The organism is Streptomyces tamarix (genome assembly GCF_032423885.1).
GTDB classification, from domain to species: domain Bacteria; phylum Actinomycetota; class Actinomycetes; order Streptomycetales; family Streptomycetaceae; genus Streptomyces; species Streptomyces tamarix.
In genome coordinates this window covers 56841-76921 of sequence record NZ_JAWCTQ010000009.1, presented here as the reverse complement: position 1 = coordinate 76921, position 20081 = coordinate 56841, and the positions used below count along the sequence as shown (strand labels likewise).

Here is a 20081-nt window from a genome sequence, read left to right as displayed (position 1 = left end):
CCGGTTTCCACCGAGGAGCAGCGGCCGGACGCGGTGGAACTCTCCGACGGCGGTGGGTGTGGCCTCCTCACCGGTGGACAGTGGGTGAACACACCCTGTACGAGGGGGCGTACGGACCAGCCGGGGCGGTGTTCCCGTCGGCGGTGCCGCGCGGGCCGACGGCCGGGCCCCCGCTGGTCCGTGCGAGCCCGGCGATCCACTTCACCCGGTCGTCCATGACGTTCCAGGGACCGGCCGAGCCACCGCCGAGTGCGAGGATCCGTCACGACCGATCGGGGACCAGCCGCGGGGTGACGGATCGAGGCGTCAAGGCCCGGTCCGTGATCCTCCGGGAAGCCGACGGCCCACACACGACCGCCACTGCCCGATCGCATCACACCATCGGCGCTTGACTGCCTCTTCGCGCTGGTTTCCACCTTTGGTGGTGACTGAAACAGCTTGCGGGGAGGAAACCATGACTTGCCACTCCTTGGAGTGATTCATTCGATTCACCCGTATGGCTCGGTTGGATAGTCGTTACGGTGATTCGGTGTTCGATGTCCTGCGCACCCGCTTGGTAGTGACCGCCGTCCACTCGCCGTCTCCGTACCGCACCGTGGAGGAGACCCGCGCGAGAATCGCCGCCCCGGGCGGCTACGCCCCGCTGCCCGGCCTCCTGGAAGACCACACCGGAGTACGCGGCGTCCACGTCCGTGAGCAGGGTGAGGACGCCTTCGACCCGGCCGTGGCGACCGGCAAGGCCCTGGACGAGGCGGGCGTAGGCGTCGGCGACGCGGACCTCCTGCTGTTCGCCGTCACCGCGCAGGATCCGGCTCGGGCCCGCCACCTCTCACATCACGGCCGCCGAACTGGGCGCCGGCTGCCCGGCGTCCGATGTGAAGAACGCCTGCGGCAGCGTGCTCAACGCCATGGAGAAGGCCGCCGCCCTCATCGCCACCGGCCGCTGCCGCACCGCGCTCACCGCCTGCGAAGAAGTGGGCTCACCGGCCACCCGCTGGCACGGGCCCGACCACGAGGCACTGATCCGGGCGGTGCCCGGCCGCACCGTCCCCGGCGCCGGTGCCGCGCTGGTCCTGACCGCCGGACCCGCGGACCAGGACGCCCCGGCGTGCTGACGTCGAAGCTCGCCGCCGACTCCACCGCGTGGAACGCCTGCACCGCCGCCTGCGGAGGGACCATGTGTCCGCGCTCCCTGTCCGACGAGCACGTCACACTGCGCCTCGACGGCGACCTGCTGCACACGACCGTGGTCAACGGTCTGCCGCTGATCCCGGAGGCCCCACGGGACGAGCTGCGCGCAGTGCGTTCGAGCGCGTTCACCGCCCGGCGCCAGATCGCGATGCCGCAGTACCACGAGACGCTCGACGCCCTTTCCCCGCCCGCAGACCGGTGCGTGCCGGCAGGCGCCGGGCACGGCGACCACGCCGCCGCACCACCGCCCCTGCAACTGGCCGAGGCGCGGGGAAGCCGAACTCCTCGAAGCGGAGGACACCGTGGCGATGCTCGGTTCGGGCGGCGGCCTCAGCTTCGGCCCGACCCTGATCCGCTGGTGAGACAAACATGATCGATCCCACGGCCGTCCCGGCGCACTCCTCGATCTTCCAGCAGTTGCTCCCCGGCTACCCCGGGCGGGAGCACTGGCGGCTCGTCCCCGCGACCGACCAGCACTACCTCGACCTCGGAGCGGGCGACCCCCTGCTCTTCCTGCACGGCAACCCCACGTGGAGCTACGCCTGGCGCAAGCTCCTGCCCGAGCTGGCCCCCCACGCGCGCTGCCTCGTCCCGGACCTGCCCGGCCTCGGCCTGTCCCACCACCTCGCCCTCCCGCCGGACCCGGCGGCCCGGAACCGGGCCCAGTTGGACCACTTGGACGCCCTGTACCACCACCTGGTCCACCGGGAGGGGGTGGCGCCGCGGGGCTGGACGCTCGTCGTGCACGACTGGGGCGGGCCGCTCGGCGTCGCCTGGCTCCGGCGCAACCCGGGAATCGTGTCCGCCCTGGTCGTCCTCAACACCATCGCCTTCCCCTGGCCCGACGGCTACCGTCTGCCGTTCCACCTGCGCTGGATCAGGGACCATCGCCCCGTGGCCGCCGCCGTGCACGCCACCAACGCCTTCGCCCGCCTCACGTTCCGCGTCGGCGTCACCCGCCCGCTCAGCCCCGCCGAGCGACGCGCCTACCTGCTGCCCCACGTCCGCCGGGGCAATCGCCGGGCGATCACGGAGTTCATCCGCGCCATCCCCCGGGGCGACACGGACGAGGCGTGGCGACTGCTCGAACCGCCCGGCACGTCCGACGACTTGCGGAGGATGCCGATGTTCGTCGGCTGGGGCATGCGCGACCCGGTCTTCACCCCGCTGGTCCTCGCCGAGTGGACCCGCCGCCACCCACACGCCGTGGTCCACCGCTACCCCGGCGCCGGCCACCTGGTGATGGAGGACGCCGCCGACGAACTCGGCCCCCACATCTGCGACTTCCTGCGAGGACAGCGATGACCGCCGCAAAGGACGACGTCCTCGCGCGCCCGGCCGCCCTGGTCGAGCACCCCGAGGCGGACGTACCCATCGGTCGCACCGGCGCCCGCGCGTCACAGGCCGTCTCGGCGGCACAGCCGCTGGACGGCTGCCGCCGCACCGCGCACGCCCTCCGGGCCGCCGGAGTGCGCCGCGGCGACAAGGCCGTGGTGATGACCCAGGACGCCTACGAACTCTTCGCCGCCGTCCACGGGACGGTCTCGCCCGGCGCCGTCCCCGTCCTGATCGAGCCCCACGCCGAGGTGCGGCGCCGCCCGAAGAGGATCGCCCCCGATGCCTTCGTGGGGAAGCCCCTGGCCCACGCGGCACGCCGCCTCCCCGGCCGGGGCCGCGGCCACGTCCGTACGGCCCTGGTCACCGGCCGGTCCTTCCCCGGTCGGGACAGGCTCCTGGGGCAGCGCCTGCCCGTGGTGCCGGACGGAAGCGGGCCCGGACCGCACGCTCCGCAGCCGCACGCCGAAGGCCCGGCGATGAACTTCTTCACCTCCGGCTCCACCGGGCGGCCCAGGGGCGCGGAGTACCACCACGCCACCTCGCCGGCCAGCTCACGGCCCTCGCCACCGTCCTCCGGCCCGGGCCCGAAGACGAACCGCCGGTCACCTTCGACGCGGGGATGGCCGAACCACTCCGGACGTACCGCCCTAAGACGAGGGGGACGCGGCGGCGGAACCGGTGAGGAGGAGCCGTGCCGCTCGGCCAACGCATCGGTATGCAGAGGATCCTGACCGGACCGTTCCCGCCGGCGGGCGGGCCCAGCCCGTGCCCCCCCGGCGCGCGACGGCACGGAGCACCGGACGGGTCCGGGACCCGGCCACCCACGAGCGCTTCCGGGCCCGGCGGAACGCCGGCACCCTCACCGCCCCCTGGAGGCACCAGTTGCCGGGGCCGCCCGACGGGACGGGACGGACCCGCCCCCGGTCGGCGTGGATTCCACGTCCGTCCTTCCCCTCTCTCCTCCGAGCGGGGGCGACGAAGAGACGGTCCCGCCACCGCATCGGCCCCGCGCCCCGGCCGGAGCCCCCGGTTGACAGGGGTGGCCGGCACGACGAGAGCACACGTACCGCCCCGCGTGCTCCCTACGCCCCACCCGCCCTCCGCCCCGACGAACCAGTGAGGTGCCCGTGCCTTCACCCACGCACGCGTCCGACCCCGCGGAGACCGACCGCCGACTGGCCCGCGACCCGATCGCCGTCATCGGCATGGCCGGCAGATTCCCCAAGGCCGGTGACGTCCAGGAGTTCTGGGACAACATCGTCAAAGGGCGGGACTGTTCGGACACCGTACCGGAGAGCTGGTGGAGGACCGATCTCCACTACGACCCGGATCCGTTCGCCGAGGACAAGACCTACTGCCAGCGCGGCGGATTCCTCACCCCGGAGGTCTTCGACCCCCGTGAGTTCGGCATGCCGCCCAACACACTGGACTCCACGGGCCTGGTGCAGTTGCTGAGCCTGGTCGTCGCGAAGGAGACCCTGCGCGACGCGGGCCGCGGCCGTGCGCAGTGGTACGACCCGGCGCGAGCGGGCGTCGTGCTCGGGGTGTGCGGTGCCAACTCCACCCTGATGCCGCTCGCCGCGCGGCTGCTCGCACCGCAGATGGCGGAAACGATGATCAACTTAGGCACTCCCGAGGAGAAGGTCCGCCGCATCATGCGGACGCTGCTGGCCGCCCTGCCGTCGTGGACGGAGGACTCCTTCCCCGGTGTCCTCGGCAACATCGTCTCCGGCCGGGTCGCCAATCGGCTGGACCTGCGGGCCGCCAACCACACGGTGGACGCGGCCTGCGCCAGTTCTCTCACCGCTCTGCGTTCCGCGGTGGACGAACTGGTCGGCCGCCGGGCGGACCTCATGCTCACCGGCGGTTGCGACACGGACAACACGGTCGTGTCGTTCCTCTGCTTCAGCAAGACCCCGGCCCTCTCCCTCAGCGGCCGGGTGCGACCCTTCGACGCCGACGCCGACGGCACACTGATCGGTGAGGGCGTCGGCATGGTCGCCCTCAAGCGGCTCGCGGACGCCGAACGCGACGGCGACCGGATCTACGCCGTCCTGCGCGGCCTCGGCAGTTCCAGCGACGGCCGGGGCCAGAGCATCTACGCACCCTGCGGCACGGGCCAGCTCACCGCGCTCCGGCGGGCCTACGAGGACGCGGACTGCCCGCCGCAGTCGGTCGAGCTGATCGAGGCGCACGGCACCGGCACCCGGGCGGGGGACGAGGTCGAACTGACCGCCCTCAACGAACTGCTGGCCGACCCCGACGATCGGCGCCACACCGCCGTCGGCAGCGTGAAGTCCCAGATCGGCCACGCCAAGGCGGCGGCCGGGGCGGCCGGGCTGATCAAAGCGGTACTCGCCCTCCACCACAAGGTGCTGCCGCCCACCATCAACGTGCGCACCCCCAACCCACAGGCGGCCCGCGAGGACGGGGCCCTCTACGTCAACACCGTCACCCGCCCCTGGATCCGGGACCCCGCCCGGACCGTACGGCGGGCCGGGGTCTCGGCCTTCGGCTTCGGCGGGGTGAACTACCACGCCGTCCTGGAGGAGTACACCGGCGACGGCACGCGCGGCGAACCCGAACGCCCCCTGCACGACACCCCCCGGATCCACCTGTGGCACGCCCCGGACATCTCCGAACTGCTCCACGCCCTGGAGCGGGGGGACGCCCCGCAGCAAGAACCACCACCGGCCGGCCACGCCCGCGTCGGCTTCGTCGCCGCGGACGCGGCGGACTACGCCGACCTGCTGGCCCTCGCCGCGGACCGACTCCGCGGCGAACACGGCCAAGGCGGTTGGAGCCATCCCCGCGGCGTCCACTTCCGCCCCGCCGCCCTGCCCACCGGCACCAAGACCGCCGTGCTCTTCCCCGGCCAGGGCAGCCAGTACGTGGACATGGGCCGGCACGCCGCCCTCGCCCTGCCTCCGGTGCGCAGGGCCTTCGACGAGGCCAACGCGCTGTTCCCCGCGGGGGACAACCTCGCACGTACCGTCTTCCCCGCGCCGGGCACCGCGGAGCCCGAGGTACTGGAGGCGCGGTTGCGCCGGACCGCCTACGCGCAGTCGGCGATCGGCGCGCTGTCGATGGGGCAGTACCGGTGGCTGCGGGAGCTGGGACTCGCCCCGGACGGTGTCCTCGGGCACAGCTTCGGTGAACTGACCGCGCTGTGGGCGGCCGGCGCCCTGACCGACGAGGGGTTCACCGCGCTGGCCCGGGCGCGGGGGCTGGCCATGGAACCGCCCGCCGGGCAGGACGCCGACGCCGGGGCGATGGCCGCGGTGCGGATGCCCGCCGAGGACCTGACGCAGGCGCTGGCCGGCCACCCGGAGCTGGTGGTGTGCAACCGCAACGCGCCCGACGAGCACGCCGTCGGCGGTCCGACCGCCGCCGTCCGGGCCTTCACCGACCGCTGCGCCGCCGAGGGGTTCCCGGCACGGCTGCTGCCGGTCGCCGCCGCCTTCCACACCGCGTACGTGCGGCACGCCGTCGACGCCTTCGCCGAAGCCTGCTCCCAGACGGACTTCACCGCACCCCGCATCCCGGTGTACGCCGGCACCGCGGGCGCCCGCTACGGCCGGGGCGCGGCGGCCGACCGGCGCACGCTGGCCGAACAGCTCCGCGAACCGGTGGACTTCGCGGCCCGGCTGGAGCAGATGTACGCGGACGGCATCCGGGTCTTCGTCGAATGCGGTCCCGGGCAGACCTTGACAGGGCTGGTGCGGCGGACCCTGGGCGACCGGGGCGTGGAGACGATCGCCTGCGACGCCGGCCCCCGCGCCGACAGCTGCGCGGCGCTCCAGCAGGCCGCCCTGCGGCTGGCCGTGCTGGGACTGCCCCTCACCGGGTTCGACCGGTACGCACGGCCCACTACGGCCGCGCGCCCCACCCCCTCGAAGCTGGCCAGGGTCCTGGACGGCCCGAACTTCGCGACGGTGCGGCTGCAGCAGAGGTACGAGCAGCAGCTCGCCCGGGCGGTGGCGGAGGAGGAACAGGACCGGCGGCCCCCGGAGCAGGGCCACCCCGCTCACCAGGGGGAGGTTCCGGTGGCGCCGGTGGCCGTGCAGGAGACCGACCCGCTCGCCCGGGCCGCCGCCGACCACCTCGCCGCCCACACCCGCTACCTCGACAGCCAGTTGCGCACCGCGGAGCAGCTGACCGGACTCCTGGCGGAGCGTCCGCTCGACGAGGCCCTGGCGGCGGCCATCAGCACCGTCACCGACCACTGCGTCGCGCTGGGGGAGAGCCACGCCAGGGCCGGCGAGGCCGTCGCCGCCATGCTGCGGCTGCCCCACGACGGGCGGCCGTCCACCGGAGCGGACACGGACGCCGAGCCTGTGGCGGGCCCGGCCCCGGATCAGCCGCCGGCCCCGCTCGGGCCCCGGCGGGGCGAACCCGCGGCGCGAACGACTTCCCCGGCGGCGGACGCCGCCTCCGAGCCGCCGAAGGACCCCGCCCGTTCCGCGCTCGCCCAGTTGTGGGCCGCCGAGCGGAGCGGGCAAGGGCTGGACGGGGAGGCCACCATGGACATCGGCGAGGTGGACCCGGAGGAACTGGAGGAGGCCTTCCGCAGGGTGGTCGCCGAGAAGACCGGCTACGACATCGACATGATCGAGCCGGACATGTACCTCCAGGAGGACCTGGGCATCGACTCGCTCAAGCAGGTCGAGATCGGCGCGGAGATGTGGCGCCGCTACCCCGTGATCGGCCGTACCGATATGTACCGCCTCAGCGAGGCCAGGACCGTCCGGCAACTGGAGGACATGCTGCACGAGGTCATCACCACCCGCCGGCCCCGCCTGCTCCTGGGCACCCATGCCCCGCAGACCGGACGGGTCTTCGTCACGCTCCGGGACCTGCCGCCCGCCGACGTGTGCGTCGACGCTTTCGCCCCCGGGGCACAGGCCCTGCTGCTCGACGACGGCGGTGACCTGCCGGGCATCCTCCAGAACACGCTCGTCGCACGGGGCTGGGAAGTCCGCCGCCTGTCACTGCCCGGTGCCGGTCTGCACGGCGAAGGGACCGGCACCGCCGTCCAGCTCGCCGACTGGGGGGAGGAAGTGCTGGCTTCAACCCTGGGGGAGGCGCTGGACGGCGTCACACGGCTGGATCTGTGCGTGCTGCCCGTCAGCCGTACCGCGGACACCGATGCCGACACCATGCTCGCCCGGCTGCGGCACGCGGTCCTGGTGGTCAAGCACACCCGCCCCCTGCTGGAGGCCGCCGCGGCGGACGGCACCCGCGCCGGACTGGTCACGGTGACCCGGTTGGACGGTGCGCTCGGCTACTCGGGGACGGGCGGCGACACACTCGCCGCGCTCGCCGGTGGCCTGGGCGGCCTCGTGAAGACCCTCGCCGTCGAGGCGACGACCCTGTTCTGCCGCGCGGTCGACCTCGCGCCCGGCCTGCCGGACGGGGATGCCGGCGAGGCGTTCGCCGCCGAACTCTGCGACATCGCCACCGACGTCCGGGAGATCGGCGTCGACGCGAAGGGGCGCCGTACCCCGATCGTCTCCGCCGACCCACCGCCGCAGCCCGCGGCACCGGACCGGACCACGGAGTTCACCGACGACGACCTGCTGCTCGTCACCGGCGGCGCCGGTGGCGTCACCGCCTGGTGTGTCCAGGCCCTGGCGGCCGAGAGCCACTGCGGCTACCTGCTGCTGGGCCGCACTCCGCTGGAGCCCGAACCGGAGTGGGCACACGGGCTCACCGAGGAGGAACTGCGCGCCGTCCTCGTTGAGCGGGCCCGGCAGGCGGGCGAGGACCCGGAGGAGGACGGGGTCCGCAACCGCCTGGAGGAGGAGGCCGGGCGGTTCCTGGCGCAGCGCGGCATCCGCTCCTGTCTCGACGCGCTGCGCGCCCACGGCGCGGAGGCCGCCTACGTGTCCGCGGACGTACGGGACGCCGACGCCGTGTCCGCCGCCCTCGCCCCGTACGCCTCGCGGATCACCGGCGTGGTGCACGGGGCGGGCGTCCTGCGGGACCGATCGCTGTCGGAAGTCACCGCCGAGTCCGTCACCACGGTGATCGACACCAAACTCGCCGGACTCCACACGGTCCTGGGCGCCCTGGACACCGACCGGCTGCGTCACCTGGTCCTGTTCTCCTCCGTCGCCGGCATCTGGGGCAATATCCGGCAGGCCGACTACACGCTGGCCAACGAGAGCCTCAACCGCTTCGGCTGCGCCTTCCAGGCGGCCCATCCGCGATGCCGGGTCCTGCCGCTGGCCTGGGGCCCCTGGGCCGGTGGCATGGCCGGCCAGGTCCACGAGATGTTCACCGAAATCGGCGTCCCCATCCTCAGCCGAGAGGACGGCTGCGCCCACTTCCTCGCCGCGACGACTGCCGGCGCCCCTACGGGCACCGTCACCGTCATCGGCCCAACCGCCCCCCTGCACCACCGCCAGGAGCACCTGCCCGCGGGCGGCCTCACCGCACACCGGTCGCTGCGCGGCCTCACCGCGGAACCCGTCCTGCGCGACCACTCCTTCGGCGGCGTTCCGGTCCTGCCCATGACCGCCGCCGTGGGTTGGGCCCTGCACGCCGTCGAACGCGCCCACGGCGGCTACCGCCCCGTCGTCGAGTGCCGCGACGTGCGGATCACCCGGGGCCTGGCCCTCCCCGACGGCCACGAGGAGCGCTTCCGGTTCCACCTGGCCCCCGGGGAGGACCCCGCCGACGTCCGGGTGACCGTCCACGACACAACCGAACGGGGAAGGCTCCGCTACGAAGGCTCCTTCCGGCTCGCCGAGCGGCCCGGGGAGCCGCCACGGCTGGACGTCCCCGCGTTCGCGGCCGACGGGGACCTGCACCCCGGCTACGCCGACGGCAGGTTGTTCCACGGCCCTGCCCTGCGGGGCCTGCGCGAGGTACTCGTGGAGGAACCCGGCCGGTTCGTGGTCGCAGCCCGCATGCCCGACCCGCCGTTCGCCAAGGGAGCGTACGCGGGGCTGCTGTACAGCCCGGCGCTGTCCGACCTGCTCCTGCAGGGCGGGTTGCTGGCCCTGCTGCGCCGCACGGACACCGGCGACATCCCCATGCCGGTGTCCGTCGGCCGACTGGAGCTGTTCGCCCCTCTGCCCGACGACGAGCCCTTCGCCGTGGACGTCGAGATCCACGACGGCGACTCACCGTTCTTCTCCGAATGCACGCTGACCGGGTGCGCCGCGGACGGCCGGGTCCTCCAGCGGTGGCACGCGGTACGGGCGCTGTGGGCCGCTCCCGACACGGTCGTCCACGGCATGCTCTCGCAGGCCGACCGCACCGCGTCCACCGACCGGAACTGACGGAAGGCAGCCGTGGACGAAATCGCCTTCGAAGGCACGCCGCTCCCCGCGGAGCCGCCCCTCGCGGGCGGACGGGCCGTGGATCCTCCCCCCTCGGCGCCGGCGCTCAGGCTCGCCGCCCAGGTGCAGCGGGCCCACGCCGCCGTCCTCACCGCTCACCAGGCCGTCGAGGACTGGCAGGTCGCCCGCGCCGTGCGGACCGGCCGCGTCCCCGCCACCGCGCCCGGCCCCGCGCCCGCGCCCGGTCTCGCGCCCGGCCCCGCGCCCGGGTACGGCTTCGGCCCCGCGCACGGGTCAACGGAGCCGGGACCCGCGCCCGGGTACGGCACGGCCGGGGCACTGGCGGCGCTGGCCCGTGCCGTCCGGAGCGCCGGTGCCGCCCCGGCCCCCGGGCGCCTCACCGTCACCTGGCACGGTGAGGCGCCCGAGGACGCGGCGGCGCTTCAGGCGGTACGGCAGGACGACGGGTGGCAGGTCCGGGACGGAACCCGCCCCGTCGTCACCGTCGGGCCGTACGCGGACGCCGTGTGGCCGCGGCGTCCCGTCCCCCGTTTCCCCGCGGACCCCCGCCCCCTGGCCCGTACGTCCGTGCGCCGGCTGGCCGCCGCGGACCTGGCCGCCTTCGCGGCGGGTGACATCGCGGCGGTGCTCGGCCCCGGCTTCGACCAGGGCCACCTGCCGCCCGACGCCCTGCCGGCGAAGGAGCCCTTCCGGCTCCTGACCGCCGTCACCGGCATCGATCCCCGCGGCGGCGGGTACGGCCAGGGAAGCCTGCGGGCCGTGCTCCGCCTGCCGGACGACGACCCCGGGCACCTCTGGAGCCACCTCGTCGCCGCGGCGGCGGAGGCGCTCCGGGCGCACGCGCTGCACAGCGGCCTCCACCTGTGCCTGCCGGGGGCGCGGGCCGTGCCCCTGACCGGCGCCCCGCTGCTGGTCGAGGTGGTCGGGGCCGCGGGCGGCGAACTCGACATGGACGCCGAGATCACCGCGACCGGCATGGTCGACCGCCCCTTCCTCGTCGCGGACTGCGTCTTCCACGCGCGGGGGCGCACGGTGGCCCGGCTGCGCGACATCGGCATCACGCTGCGGGAGGGCCGGGGCGCGGACCTGTCCGTCCGCTACGGCCGCCCCAGTTGCCGAAGGAGCCCCGGCGGCGCTCCGGTCCTCGCACACGAGTTGCACGCCGTACACACCGCGGAAGGCAGGCCGGAGCTGTTCGTGGCCGTGCCCGACGGCGGCACCGTCACCGCCCGGGTCCGCCCCCGGCTGCCGCGCGGGGACATGAGGATGCTCGACCGGGGGATGAGCGGCGAGGGCGAGTGGCAGGCGTACCGGCCCGGCAGCCGGGGGGTGTTCGAGTACGACGTTCCCGAGGACCCGTGGTACCTCCGGGAGTGCGGCGGGTCCGTGCCCGCGCTCGCCCTCATGGAGATCGCCCTGCAACCGGCCGGGGCGTTCAGCGCCTTGCTCGGTGCGGCCGGTGAGTACCCCGACCAGGACCTGCGCTGCCGCAACCTGGACGGCCGGATGCGGCTGCTCCGCGAGGTGGAACTGCCCGGCACCACGGTCGAGCAGCACGTGGTGCTCCGGTCCCACTCCCGGCTGCCCGGCGGCCTCCTGCACCGCTACGACCTGGAACTGCGTTCCGGCGGCGCCCCCCTCTGCACCGCCGAAGCCGCCCACGGCCTCTTCACACCCGAACTGATGGCACTCCAGCAGGGCCTGGACGGCGGACGGTACGTGCCGTCCTGGCTGGAGGTCCACGGCCCGGCGGGACGCACGGTACGCCGGATGGACCTGCGGGACGACGAACGGCTCGGCCGCGGCCGGTTGGCCCTGCTGGAGGACGTGGTGCTGGTCCCCGACGGCGGGGAGCACGGCGCGGGGTACGTGCTGTGCGACAAGCCGGTGCGGCCCGACGACTGGTTCTTCGACCACCACTTCTTCCAGGACCCGGTCATGCCCGGCTCGGCCGGGGTGCAGATGCTCTTCCAGGCCGTGCACGCCCTCGCCCTGCACACCGGGCTGGTGGACCACCTGGTCCGCCCCCGGTGCGCCGTGGCCGTGGGGGAGGAGCTGAGCTGGTCCTACCGCGGGCAGGTCCTGCGGGAGCACGAGCGGGTGCGCGGGGAGGTCCACGTCCGCCGCGTCCACCGGCACGCCACCGGCGTGCGACTGCACGCCGACGGCAGCGTGTGGCGCGACGCCCTGCGGGTCTACCGGGTGCGCAACATCGCCGTCGACCTCATTGGCCGGGAGCCCGGAGGGCACGAGGCACAGGAGGTGCCCGCATGACCCCCGCAGCGGTGCGCTACGACCCGCAGGGCGTGTACGAGGTGCTGGCCGACCTCGCGAGCCCCTGCTACATCGTCTCCGGCGGCGGCCGGGTCGGCGCCACGCCGGAACCGCCCGCGCCCGGCAGCGGCCTGCGCCCGCTGGCCGTCGCGGGACCGCTGTCCCCGGAGGAGATCGGCTCCGGGGACTTCCGGCGGCACCACGGGACGCGGTACGCCCACATGGCGGGGGCCATGGCCGGCGGCATCGCCGGCGAGGAACTGGTCACCGCCTTCGCCCGCGCCGGGCACCTGTCCTCCTTCGGCGCCGCGGGGCTGCCCGACGCCCGGGTCGACCGGGCGCTGGAGCGGTTGCGGCGGGCGCTGGGCCCGTCCGGCGCGCCGTACGCCTGCAACCTCCTGCACCACCCCATGGACCCCGCCCGGGAACGCGCCTGCGTCGACGCGTGCCTGCGGCACGGGGTGCGGTGCGTGGAGGCGTCGGCCTTCGTACAGCTCACCCCCGACCTGGTGCGCTACCGCGTCGCCGGTCTCGAACGCGACCCCGCGTCCGGTGGGGTGCGGGCCGGCAACCGGGTCGTCGCCAAGGTGTCCCGCCCGGAGACGGCGGAGCTGTTCCTGCGGCCCGCCCCCGAGACGATGGTGGCGGACCTGCTCGCGCGAGGACAGATCGCGGCTGAGCAGGCGGCTCTCGCCCGTACCGTCGCGATGGCCGACGACATCACGGTCGAGGCCGACTCCGGCGGCCACACCGACCGCCGGCCGCTGGTGGTGATGCTGCCCGCGGTGCTCCGCCTCCGCGACCACCTCGCCCGCGGCGTGCCGGCCTCCGCGCGGGTCCGCGTCGGCGCCGCCGGCGGGATCGGTACCCCGGAGGCCGTCGTGGCGGCACTGGCCCTCGGGGCCTCCTACGTGGTCACCGGATCGGTCAACCAGGCCCTCACCGAGTCCGGGACGTCGGCGGCCGTCAAACAGCTCCTGGCCCAGGCCGGCCCGGCCGACTGCACCATGGCCCCGGCCGCCGACATGTTCGAACAGGGCGTCACCGTCCAGGTCCTCGGCCGCGGCACGATGTTCGCCGGACAGGCCGGACGGCTGTACCGCCTCTATCGCGACCACGACGGGCTGGAGAGCCTGCCGGCCGCGGAACGCGCGTACCTGGAGACGCGGATCCTGCGCCGCCCCGTGGCGGACGTGTGGCAGGACGCCGCCGCCTACCTGCGGGAACACCATCCGGAATGGGGGGACCGTGCCGCGAGCGACCCCAAGCACCGCATGGCGATGGTCTTCCGCTGGTACCTGGGCATGGCCTCCCGCTGGGCCGTCGACGGCGACACCGCGCGCCGAGGTGACTGGCAGGTCTGGTGCGGTCCCGCCATGGGCGCCTTCAACGCCTGGACCGCGGGCAGCGCGCTGGCCGCGCCGGAGCACCGGCACGCCGCCGAGGTCGCCGGGCACCTGCTGCGCGCGGCGGCCTTCCACAGCCGGGTCACACAGCTCCGCCTCGCCGGAGTACGGCTTCCCGCCACCTGCGCCACCTACCGGCTGCCGTCCGCCGCTTCGGAGCCCGCTGCGTCCCGCGGCGCGCGTACGGCCGGTCCGCCGCCGGCCCCGGCGCCGGCTTCCGCCCGGGACTGATCCGCCGTGCGGGTGACCCCCGGTCCGACCCCGACGGGGCTGAAAGGCCGGGGGAGGGGTAGTCGGCGTCGTGAGAGCCGGACGGCGGCGCCCGCCGCCCCGCGAGAAAGAGGTCGGCTCATGACCACTCACCCCCGTACGGCGGCCGCACGGACTCCCGTACAGCAGGCTGCGCTCCTGGTGGGCGCGGTGTTCCTGCTGGTGGGAATCCTCGGCTTCATCCCCGGGATCACGACGGACTACGACACGCTGAAGTTCGCCGAGCACCACTCCGAGGCCAAGCTGCTGGGCCTGTTCCAGGTGTCGGTCCTGCACAACATCGTGCACCTGTTGTTCGGGCTCGCGGGCGTCACCATGGCCCGCGCGGCCTCCACCGCCCGCCCCTTCCTCATCGGGGGCGGTGCGGTCTACCTGATCCTGTGGATCTACGGCCTGATCATCGATCACGACAGCGCCGCCAACTTCGTGCCCGTGAACACCGCCGACAACTGGCTGCACTTCGTCCTCGGGGTGGGCATGATCGCCCTGGGCGTCCTGCTGACCCGCGGCAGCGGCCGTCCCACGGGCCGGTAGAGGGGCGCTCCCCCCTCTCCCCGGTGGGGCGGACCGCGGAGGAACCCGGCGGGCGGGGGAGATCCGGTCCGGCAGCGGTGCGACCACGCTCCGCCGGGCCGCCCCGTGAACCCCTGCCGACCCGGCGGCCGCCCGAAGGACCCCGCCGCTCCCCGCGCGGGTGCGGAGGACGGTCGCGGCGCCGAGGATTCGCTTTCCGCCCCGGTCGCGGGGAGCCCCGTGTCCGGTGCGCCCGCGCGCCGGACACGGTACGGGGACGGTCCGCCGCCCTGCCCCGCGTCGCGTGTCCCGGCCCGCGCCGTGGGGCGGCCTCACGCCCGCGCCACCCCGGCGCGGGTGGGCGCGCCGAGGAGGTGACCCGCGTGGGCGAGCCATGCTACGAGCCGCACGGCCCGGCTGCTGCTGATCAGGGCGAAGGGCTTCCCGTCGGCCACGGCATGCCGGTGGACGGCGAGGAGGAGGTGGAGGCCCGCCCGGTCACAGGCCGACACCGCCGAGAGGTCGAGGTCGAGGCCGCTCGACGACTCCAGGGCCGCGAGCAGGGTGGCGTACAGGTGGGGGACCTGGGTGGCGTCGAGTTCACCGATCACCGCCACGACCGGCCGGTCCTCGTGCGATCCGGTCACCGTCGCGACGAGGTGGGCCGGCCCCGCCCCCCGCCGCCTGCTCCGGCCAGCCGGCCCGCCCGTCCCTCCGCGTCGTCCCACGCCCCACGAGTGCCCTGCCGCCAGGGCCGTAACCGGCCCGGGCCGGGGCCCGTGGTGGGCGGACCGCGCCGCGAGGACCCGTCCGGGCCGCCCCCGACGGACGGTCGACCGCCGTGTTTGCCGTGGCGCGGCAGGGGAAGACGGACGCCCGCTCTTCTCCGATCACCACCGACCGCCCGGATGAGGTTTCGCATGGTCACATCCACGGAGGCGCCCACCCTCGTGCCCGTGAAGGGGCGCGGTGTGGGGCGTGTCGCCGTCGACTGGCTCACCACGACGGATCACAAGAAGATCGGGCACCTGTACCTGATCACGTCGTTCGGGTTCTTCCTCTTCGGCGGCTTCCTAGCCTTGATGCTCCGTGCGGAGCTGGCGCGCCCCGGCCTCCAGCTACTCTCCAACGAGCAGTACAACCAGACCTTCACCCTGCACGGCACGATCATGCTGTTGCTGTTCGCCACCCCCACCTTCGCCGGGTTCGCCAACGCGATCATGCCGTTGCAGATCGGCGCGCCGGATGTGGCCTTCCCCCGCCTGAACATGCTGTCGTACTGGCTGTTCCTCTTCGGCGGCCTCATCGTCGTCGGGAGCCTGCTGACGACCCACGGCACCGCGGACTTCGGCTGGACCGCCTACACGCCCCTCAGCGGCGGGGAACGCACGCCCTACGTCGGCGGCGACATGTGGATCATGGGGCTGGCGCTGTCCGGGTTCGGCACGATCCTGGGCGCGGTCAACTTCATGACCACGATCATCTGCATGCGCGCCCCGGGCATGACCATGTTCCGCATGCCGATCTTCACCTGGAACGTGCTGCTCACCTCGGTCCTGGTCCTGCTCGCCTTCCCCGTCCTGGCCGCCGCCCTGTTCGCCCTGGAGGCAGACCGGCGCCTCGGCGCCCAGGTGTTCAACCCGGAGAACGGCGGCGCGCTGCTGTGGCAGCACCTGTTCTGGTTCTTCGGCCACCCGGAGGTCTACATCCTCGCCCTGCCGTTCTTCGGGGTGGTCAGCGAGGTCATCCCGGTCTTCTCCCGCAAACCGCTGTTCGGCTACATCGGGCTGGTGGCGGCGACGATCGCCATCGCCGGGCTGTCAGTGACGGTCTGGGCGCACCACATGTTCGCCACCGGGGCGGTGCTGCTGCCGTTCTTCTCCTTCATGACCTTCCTGATCGCGGTGCCCACCGGCGTGAAATTCTTCAACTGGATCGGCACCATGTGGAACGGTTCGATCAGCTTCGAGCCGCCCATGCTGTGGTCGGTCGGCTTCCTGGTGACCTTCCTCTTCGGCGGCCTGACCGGGATCATCCTCGGCTCGCCGCCCCTGGACTGGCACGTGCACGACACGTACTTCGTCGTCGCCCACTTCCACTACGTCCTGTTCGGCACCATCGTCTTCGCCATGTTCGCCGGCTTCAGCTTCTGGTGGCCCAAGATGACGGGCAAGATGCTGGACACGCGGCTGGAGAAGATCCACTTTTGGACCCTGTTCACCGGCTTCCACCTCACCTTCCTCGTCCAGCACTGGCTCGGCGCCGAGGGCATGCCCCGCCGCTACGCCGACTACCTCGCCGCCGACGGCTTCACCGGCCTCAACATGCTCTCCTCCATCGGCGCCTTCCTCCTGGGCCTGTCCACCCTGCCGTTCCTCTACAACATCTGGAAGACGGCCAAGGTCGGTGAGCGGGTCGAGGTCGACGACCCCTGGGGCTACGGCCGCTCCCTCGAATGGGCGACGTCTTGCCCCCCACCCCGCCACAACTTCGTCACCCTGCCCCGGATCCGCTCCGAATCGCCGGCCTTCGACCTGCACCACCCCGAAGTCACCGCGCTCAGGGCCCAGGAGACGGGGGGCCGTCGGGACATGATCGAGCCCGAGAAGGGGACCGCCGCGCGGGGCGGCGAGGAGGAGCGGTGATGAGGGCCACCTCGGCGACGCGCCGCGAGACGGCCGAGGGCATCAACCGCGTCGAGGGCTACCTCCTGGCCCAGGCGGAGCTGCTCAACGCCCGCGAGCAGGGCGAAGCGTTCGCACGCCGCATGCCGTGGCTGACCACCGCCCAGCACGAGGAGGTCGCCCGCCTCTACGCCGAGGACCGCATCGAGCTGTCGAAGAAGGTCCTGCGGACGATCGCCGACCGCTGCGTCGAACTGCGCGGCGAGTACACCGCGCGCTACACGCGGCTGCGACAGCGCCTCCTGCGCGCGAGCATCGCCTCGCTCCTCACCGCGGCGGCGCTGTGCGCGAGCGCCTGGACCATCGCCAGGTGACCTGAGGGGCGGCGGGTCCGGGGCACCCTGCCCCGTCCGTCACGCTCCGTAACCTACCGTTGGGACCGCACCCGGGACGCCCCGGGTGCGGTCCCCGTGTCGTAGGGGCTCCACGGGGTACTCGGCGCGTGGACGCCGTTTGCCCACCCTCGCGAAGGGCACCGGTGAGGGGCGTCCTCAGAGCCCGAGCTCTACGAAGGAGGTGCCCGGTGAAGCGCGTCACATCCGCCCTCGCGGCGACGTCGTCGCGGTCTGGGGCTGCGGCGCCGTGGGCCAGATGGCGGCACGGGCCGCGATCCTCCTGGGCGCCGAACGGGTGATCTCCATCGACCGCATCCCAGAGCGGCTGGCGATGACCGAGCGGTACGTCGGCGCCGAGACGCTGAACTACACCACCACCGACATCGCCGCGGAACTACGCGAACGCACCGGCGGCCGTGGACCCGACGTGTGCATCGAAGCGGTCGGCATGGAAGCCCACAGCCACGGACCGATGTACCTGTACGAGCAGGTCAAACAGCAACTGCGCCTCCAGACCGACCGGCCCACCGCCGTGCGCCAGGCCATCCACGCCTGCCGCAAGGGCGGCACCGTGTTCGTCCTGGGCGTGTTCGCCGGGATGGTGGACAAGTTCCCCCTCGGCGCGGTCCTCAACAAGGGCCTCACCCTGCACGCCGCACAACAGCACGGCCAGCGGTACATCCCCATGCTCCTGGACCGCATGGCCAAAGGAGAACTCACCACCGCACACCTGGCCACCCACACCATGCCCCTCGACCAAGCCGCGAAAGGCTACGACATGTTCAAGGAAAAGACCGACGGACGCGTCCGCGCCGTCTTCACCGGCCCGGGGCGGACCGGGTGACCGGGCGGCCCGCACGGCGGGGCACGCGCGCGGCGCGGGCGGAGGCGGCTCCGGTGAGGCGCGTCGGACCCGGCTCCCCGCGCGTCGATCCGCGGACGGTGGCCCGCGCCCAGGGCCTGTTCAACGTGGTCGGCGGAGTCTGGCCGCTGGTGTCGCTCCGGACCTTCGGCCGGATCTACGGCCCGATCGCCGACGGATGGCTGCAGAAGACCAGCGGGGCCCTCCTGCTGTCCGCCGGCTGGAACATGCTGCGCGCCGCCTCCGCCTCCGACGGGGAGAGCGTCCGGCACGCGCGCCGCACCGGCGTCGGCACGGCGCTCGCCTTCCTCGCCATCGACCTGGCGTACGTCCCCAGAGGACGCATCCGCGCCACGTACCTCCTGGACGCGGCCATGGAGATCGCCTGGCTGGCCGCCTGGTCGATGGCGGACCGACCAGCGGCCGGCAGCGGCCACCGGGCTCACCGACGGGCCGGACGCCGCACGGCGTGACGGCGGGACGGGCCGGCCCCGGGCACCCTCGTGCGGGCCGGCCCGGGGCGCCTCCGTACGGGGACGGCCTGGAGGCCCTCGTACGGCCGGGGCCGAGGCGCCCCCGCACGGGGGGCCCGCGACGCCCCTGCGCGGTCACGGTCCCGGAGCGCCCCGCACGGGGCCGACCCGGGGTCCGGGCGGCCGCCGCCCCGCGGTCATTACCTCCGGGGTAATCGACCGGGCGGCGGCCGACCGGCAGGGTGGTCCGTGCCGGGCACCGGGTGGCGCACTCCACCCGGCGTCCGGTCCCCGCACCGCCCCCGTGATCCCGTACGCACCGCCTCGCCACGCACTTCGCGGCGATCGCGATGGCCCTCCACGTCACCCGCGTGCAGGACGAGCCGAACCACCACCCCGACCTGACCCTCGGGTACGACACGGTCGCCCGGGCGGTGAGCACCCACGACGCCGGCGGCGCCTCACCGGGCGTGACTTCGAACTGGCCGCCCGCGTCGACGCCCTCGCCGGCCCCAGGTCTCCTCCCGCTCCCGGTCGAACAGCGTCTCGCCGCCGCACGACCACCCCACCACCCACCCGGCACCAGCGGAGCCACCCCGAGCCGACCAGCACCGCCACACCACGTCGCAACGGTGCGGCCCCGACGTCCCACCGCCCCGTCCCGGGTCGCCGTCCGGCCGCATGACGGTCGGCACGCCCAGCCGTGACGAAGCCGCCCCGTCGGGGGTCGCGGTGCCGGGACGGCCCGCCCCTGCAGGAAGATGACCGGCACGTCCAGACGACCGGGTGGCACTCTCGCGGCAAGCCTTGGCGGGTACCCGCTCCGCCCGGGCGTTCCACACGAAGCGCCCTGCCCAGGTCCGTGTTCTGGAAGGCTTGCCGTATGCGCGAAGAGGCCGACGTCGACTCGGTCGTGTAGCCGCACGGAGTCGCCCGGCGGGCCTTGACCCCTGGTCTTGGACACGCGGGACGCTGGATCCTGGGGATCTGAGAACGGACGTCTCGTGGTCATGAAGCACTACCCGCCACAGTTCGAGGTGGACGCGGTTGCGCCGTACCAGTCGCGGCCCGAGGTGACGATCCGGCAGGTCGCCGCAGATCTGGGCGTCAACCCGGAAGCCCTGCGGAACTGGGTCCGGGCAGCCGGGGCAGGCCGACCCCGGGGACGCCGCGCGGAGACGTCCGCCGAGCCACCTACGCCGCTGGGGGCGGAGAACGCCGCCCTGCGCGAGAAGATCGGCGGGGTGCGGACGGGGGTGTGCTCCGGGGAGCCCACCGGTACGGACGCGTGCGCGAACGGCCCCTTCACGCGGGCCGCCCGCGCGGGCCGCCGGGCGGACTCGCGCCCGTGGTCTGCCGCGGTGCTGTCGGGTTTGCTGTGAATGGCAAATAGGCGCTGTTGCCGCCAGGCCGGAGGGACCTTCA

14 protein-coding genes and 1 pseudogene are annotated in these 20081 nt (G+C 74.0%); 14 read left to right on the top strand and 1 reads right to left on the bottom strand.

Annotation, left to right across the window (positions count from 1 at the left end; translation table 11 throughout):
• The first annotated feature begins 875 nt into the window (after nucleotides 1-875).
• From RND61_RS09910 to RND61_RS09875, 8 genes are all read left to right on the top strand, one after another.
• Entirely contained in the window at nucleotides 876-1115 is a 240-nt protein-coding gene (locus tag RND61_RS09910; RefSeq protein WP_315877467.1) for a hypothetical protein, read from the top strand.
• The gene (locus RND61_RS09905) at nucleotides 1109-1564 is read left to right on the top strand and encodes a hypothetical protein (RefSeq protein WP_315877466.1); all 456 of its coding nucleotides are present in this window, start codon (nucleotides 1109-1111) and stop codon (nucleotides 1562-1564) included. The genes RND61_RS09910 and RND61_RS09905 overlap by 7 nt, the downstream gene beginning before the upstream one ends.
• Nucleotides 1561-2496: an alpha/beta fold hydrolase gene (locus RND61_RS09900; protein WP_315877465.1), complete on the top strand. Its 936-nt coding sequence runs from the start codon at nucleotides 1561-1563 to the stop codon at nucleotides 2494-2496. Before RND61_RS09905 ends, RND61_RS09900 begins: the two co-directional genes overlap by 4 nt.
• Nucleotides 2493-3260: an AMP-binding protein gene (locus tag RND61_RS09895; RefSeq protein WP_315877464.1), complete on the top strand. Its 768-nt coding sequence runs from the start codon at nucleotides 2493-2495 to the stop codon at nucleotides 3258-3260. Before RND61_RS09900 ends, RND61_RS09895 begins: the two co-directional genes overlap by 4 nt.
• A gap of 396 nt (nucleotides 3261-3656) precedes the next feature.
• Complete coding sequence (locus RND61_RS09890) at nucleotides 3657-9818, top strand: polyketide synthase (protein ID WP_315877463.1); 6162 nt, start codon at nucleotides 3657-3659, stop codon at nucleotides 9816-9818.
• Nucleotides 9819-9830: 12 nt separating this feature from the next.
• A complete protein-coding gene (locus tag RND61_RS09885; RefSeq protein WP_315877462.1) occupies nucleotides 9831-12113 on the top strand; it encodes a 3-hydroxyacyl-ACP dehydratase in 2283 nt (760 codons plus the stop codon).
• Complete coding sequence (locus RND61_RS09880) at nucleotides 12110-13750, top strand: PfaD family polyunsaturated fatty acid/polyketide biosynthesis protein (protein ID WP_315877461.1); 1641 nt, start codon at nucleotides 12110-12112, stop codon at nucleotides 13748-13750. Before RND61_RS09885 ends, RND61_RS09880 begins: the two co-directional genes overlap by 4 nt.
• Nucleotides 13751-13870: 120 nt before the next feature.
• Nucleotides 13871-14323, top strand: a complete 453-nt coding sequence (locus RND61_RS09875) for a DUF4383 domain-containing protein (protein WP_315877460.1) — start codon at nucleotides 13871-13873, stop codon at nucleotides 14321-14323.
• A gap of 311 nt (nucleotides 14324-14634) precedes the next feature.
• On the opposite strand, the gene RND61_RS09870 is transcribed toward RND61_RS09875, so the two are convergent.
• The gene (locus RND61_RS09870; protein ID WP_315877459.1) at nucleotides 14635-14949 is read right to left on the bottom strand and encodes an STAS domain-containing protein; all 315 of its coding nucleotides are present in this window, start codon (nucleotides 14947-14949) and stop codon (nucleotides 14635-14637) included.
• Nucleotides 14950-15222: 273 nt separating this feature from the next.
• Between RND61_RS09870 and ctaD the strand changes: the two genes are divergently transcribed.
• The 6 genes and pseudogenes from ctaD (at nucleotide 15223) to RND61_RS09840 (ending at nucleotide 20038) form a co-directional block, all read left to right on the top strand.
• The gene (ctaD, locus tag RND61_RS09865; RefSeq protein ID WP_315877458.1) at nucleotides 15223-16947 is read left to right on the top strand and encodes an aa3-type cytochrome oxidase subunit I; all 1725 of its coding nucleotides are present in this window, start codon (nucleotides 15223-15225) and stop codon (nucleotides 16945-16947) included.
• Entirely contained in the window at nucleotides 16947-17300 is a 354-nt protein-coding gene (locus RND61_RS09860; protein ID WP_315877457.1) for a hypothetical protein, read from the top strand. The genes ctaD and RND61_RS09860 overlap by 1 nt, the downstream gene beginning before the upstream one ends.
• 202 nt (nucleotides 17301-17502) lie before the next feature.
• Nucleotides 17503-18165, top strand: coding sequence for a zinc-binding dehydrogenase (locus RND61_RS09855; RefSeq protein WP_315877456.1), 663 nt, complete (start codon nucleotides 17503-17505; stop codon nucleotides 18163-18165).
• A 53-nt stretch (nucleotides 18166-18218) separates the two neighbouring features.
• Entirely contained in the window at nucleotides 18219-18656 is a 438-nt protein-coding gene (locus RND61_RS09850; protein WP_315877455.1) for a hypothetical protein, read from the top strand.
• Between the two features lie 308 nt (nucleotides 18657-18964).
• A pseudogene (locus RND61_RS09845) lies at nucleotides 18965-19164 on the top strand (4a-hydroxytetrahydrobiopterin dehydratase); the annotation flags it as partial.
• Between the two features lie 502 nt (nucleotides 19165-19666).
• Entirely contained in the window at nucleotides 19667-20038 is a 372-nt protein-coding gene (locus RND61_RS09840) for a transposase (protein ID WP_315877454.1), read from the top strand.
• Nucleotides 20039-20081: the final 43 nt, after the last annotated feature.

Excerpts from the sequence above, each read along its gene's own strand:
- RND61_RS09840 (WP_315877454.1), top strand. The coding sequence starts at position 19,667 with ATGAAGCACTACCCGCCACAGTTCGAGGTGGACGCGGTTGCGCCGTAC.
- RND61_RS09900 (WP_315877465.1), top strand. The coding sequence starts at position 1,561 with ATGATCGATCCCACGGCCGTCCCGGCGCACTCCTCGATCTTCCAGCAG.
- RND61_RS09880 (WP_315877461.1), top strand. The coding sequence starts at position 12,110 with ATGACCCCCGCAGCGGTGCGCTACGACCCGCAGGGCGTGTACGAGGTG.
- RND61_RS09895 (WP_315877464.1), top strand. The coding sequence starts at position 2,493 with ATGACCGCCGCAAAGGACGACGTCCTCGCGCGCCCGGCCGCCCTGGTC.
- ctaD (WP_315877458.1), top strand. The coding sequence starts at position 15,223 with ATGGTCACATCCACGGAGGCGCCCACCCTCGTGCCCGTGAAGGGGCGC.
- RND61_RS09860 (WP_315877457.1), top strand. The coding sequence starts at position 16,947 with ATGAGGGCCACCTCGGCGACGCGCCGCGAGACGGCCGAGGGCATCAAC.
- RND61_RS09875 (WP_315877460.1), top strand. The coding sequence starts at position 13,871 with ATGACCACTCACCCCCGTACGGCGGCCGCACGGACTCCCGTACAGCAG.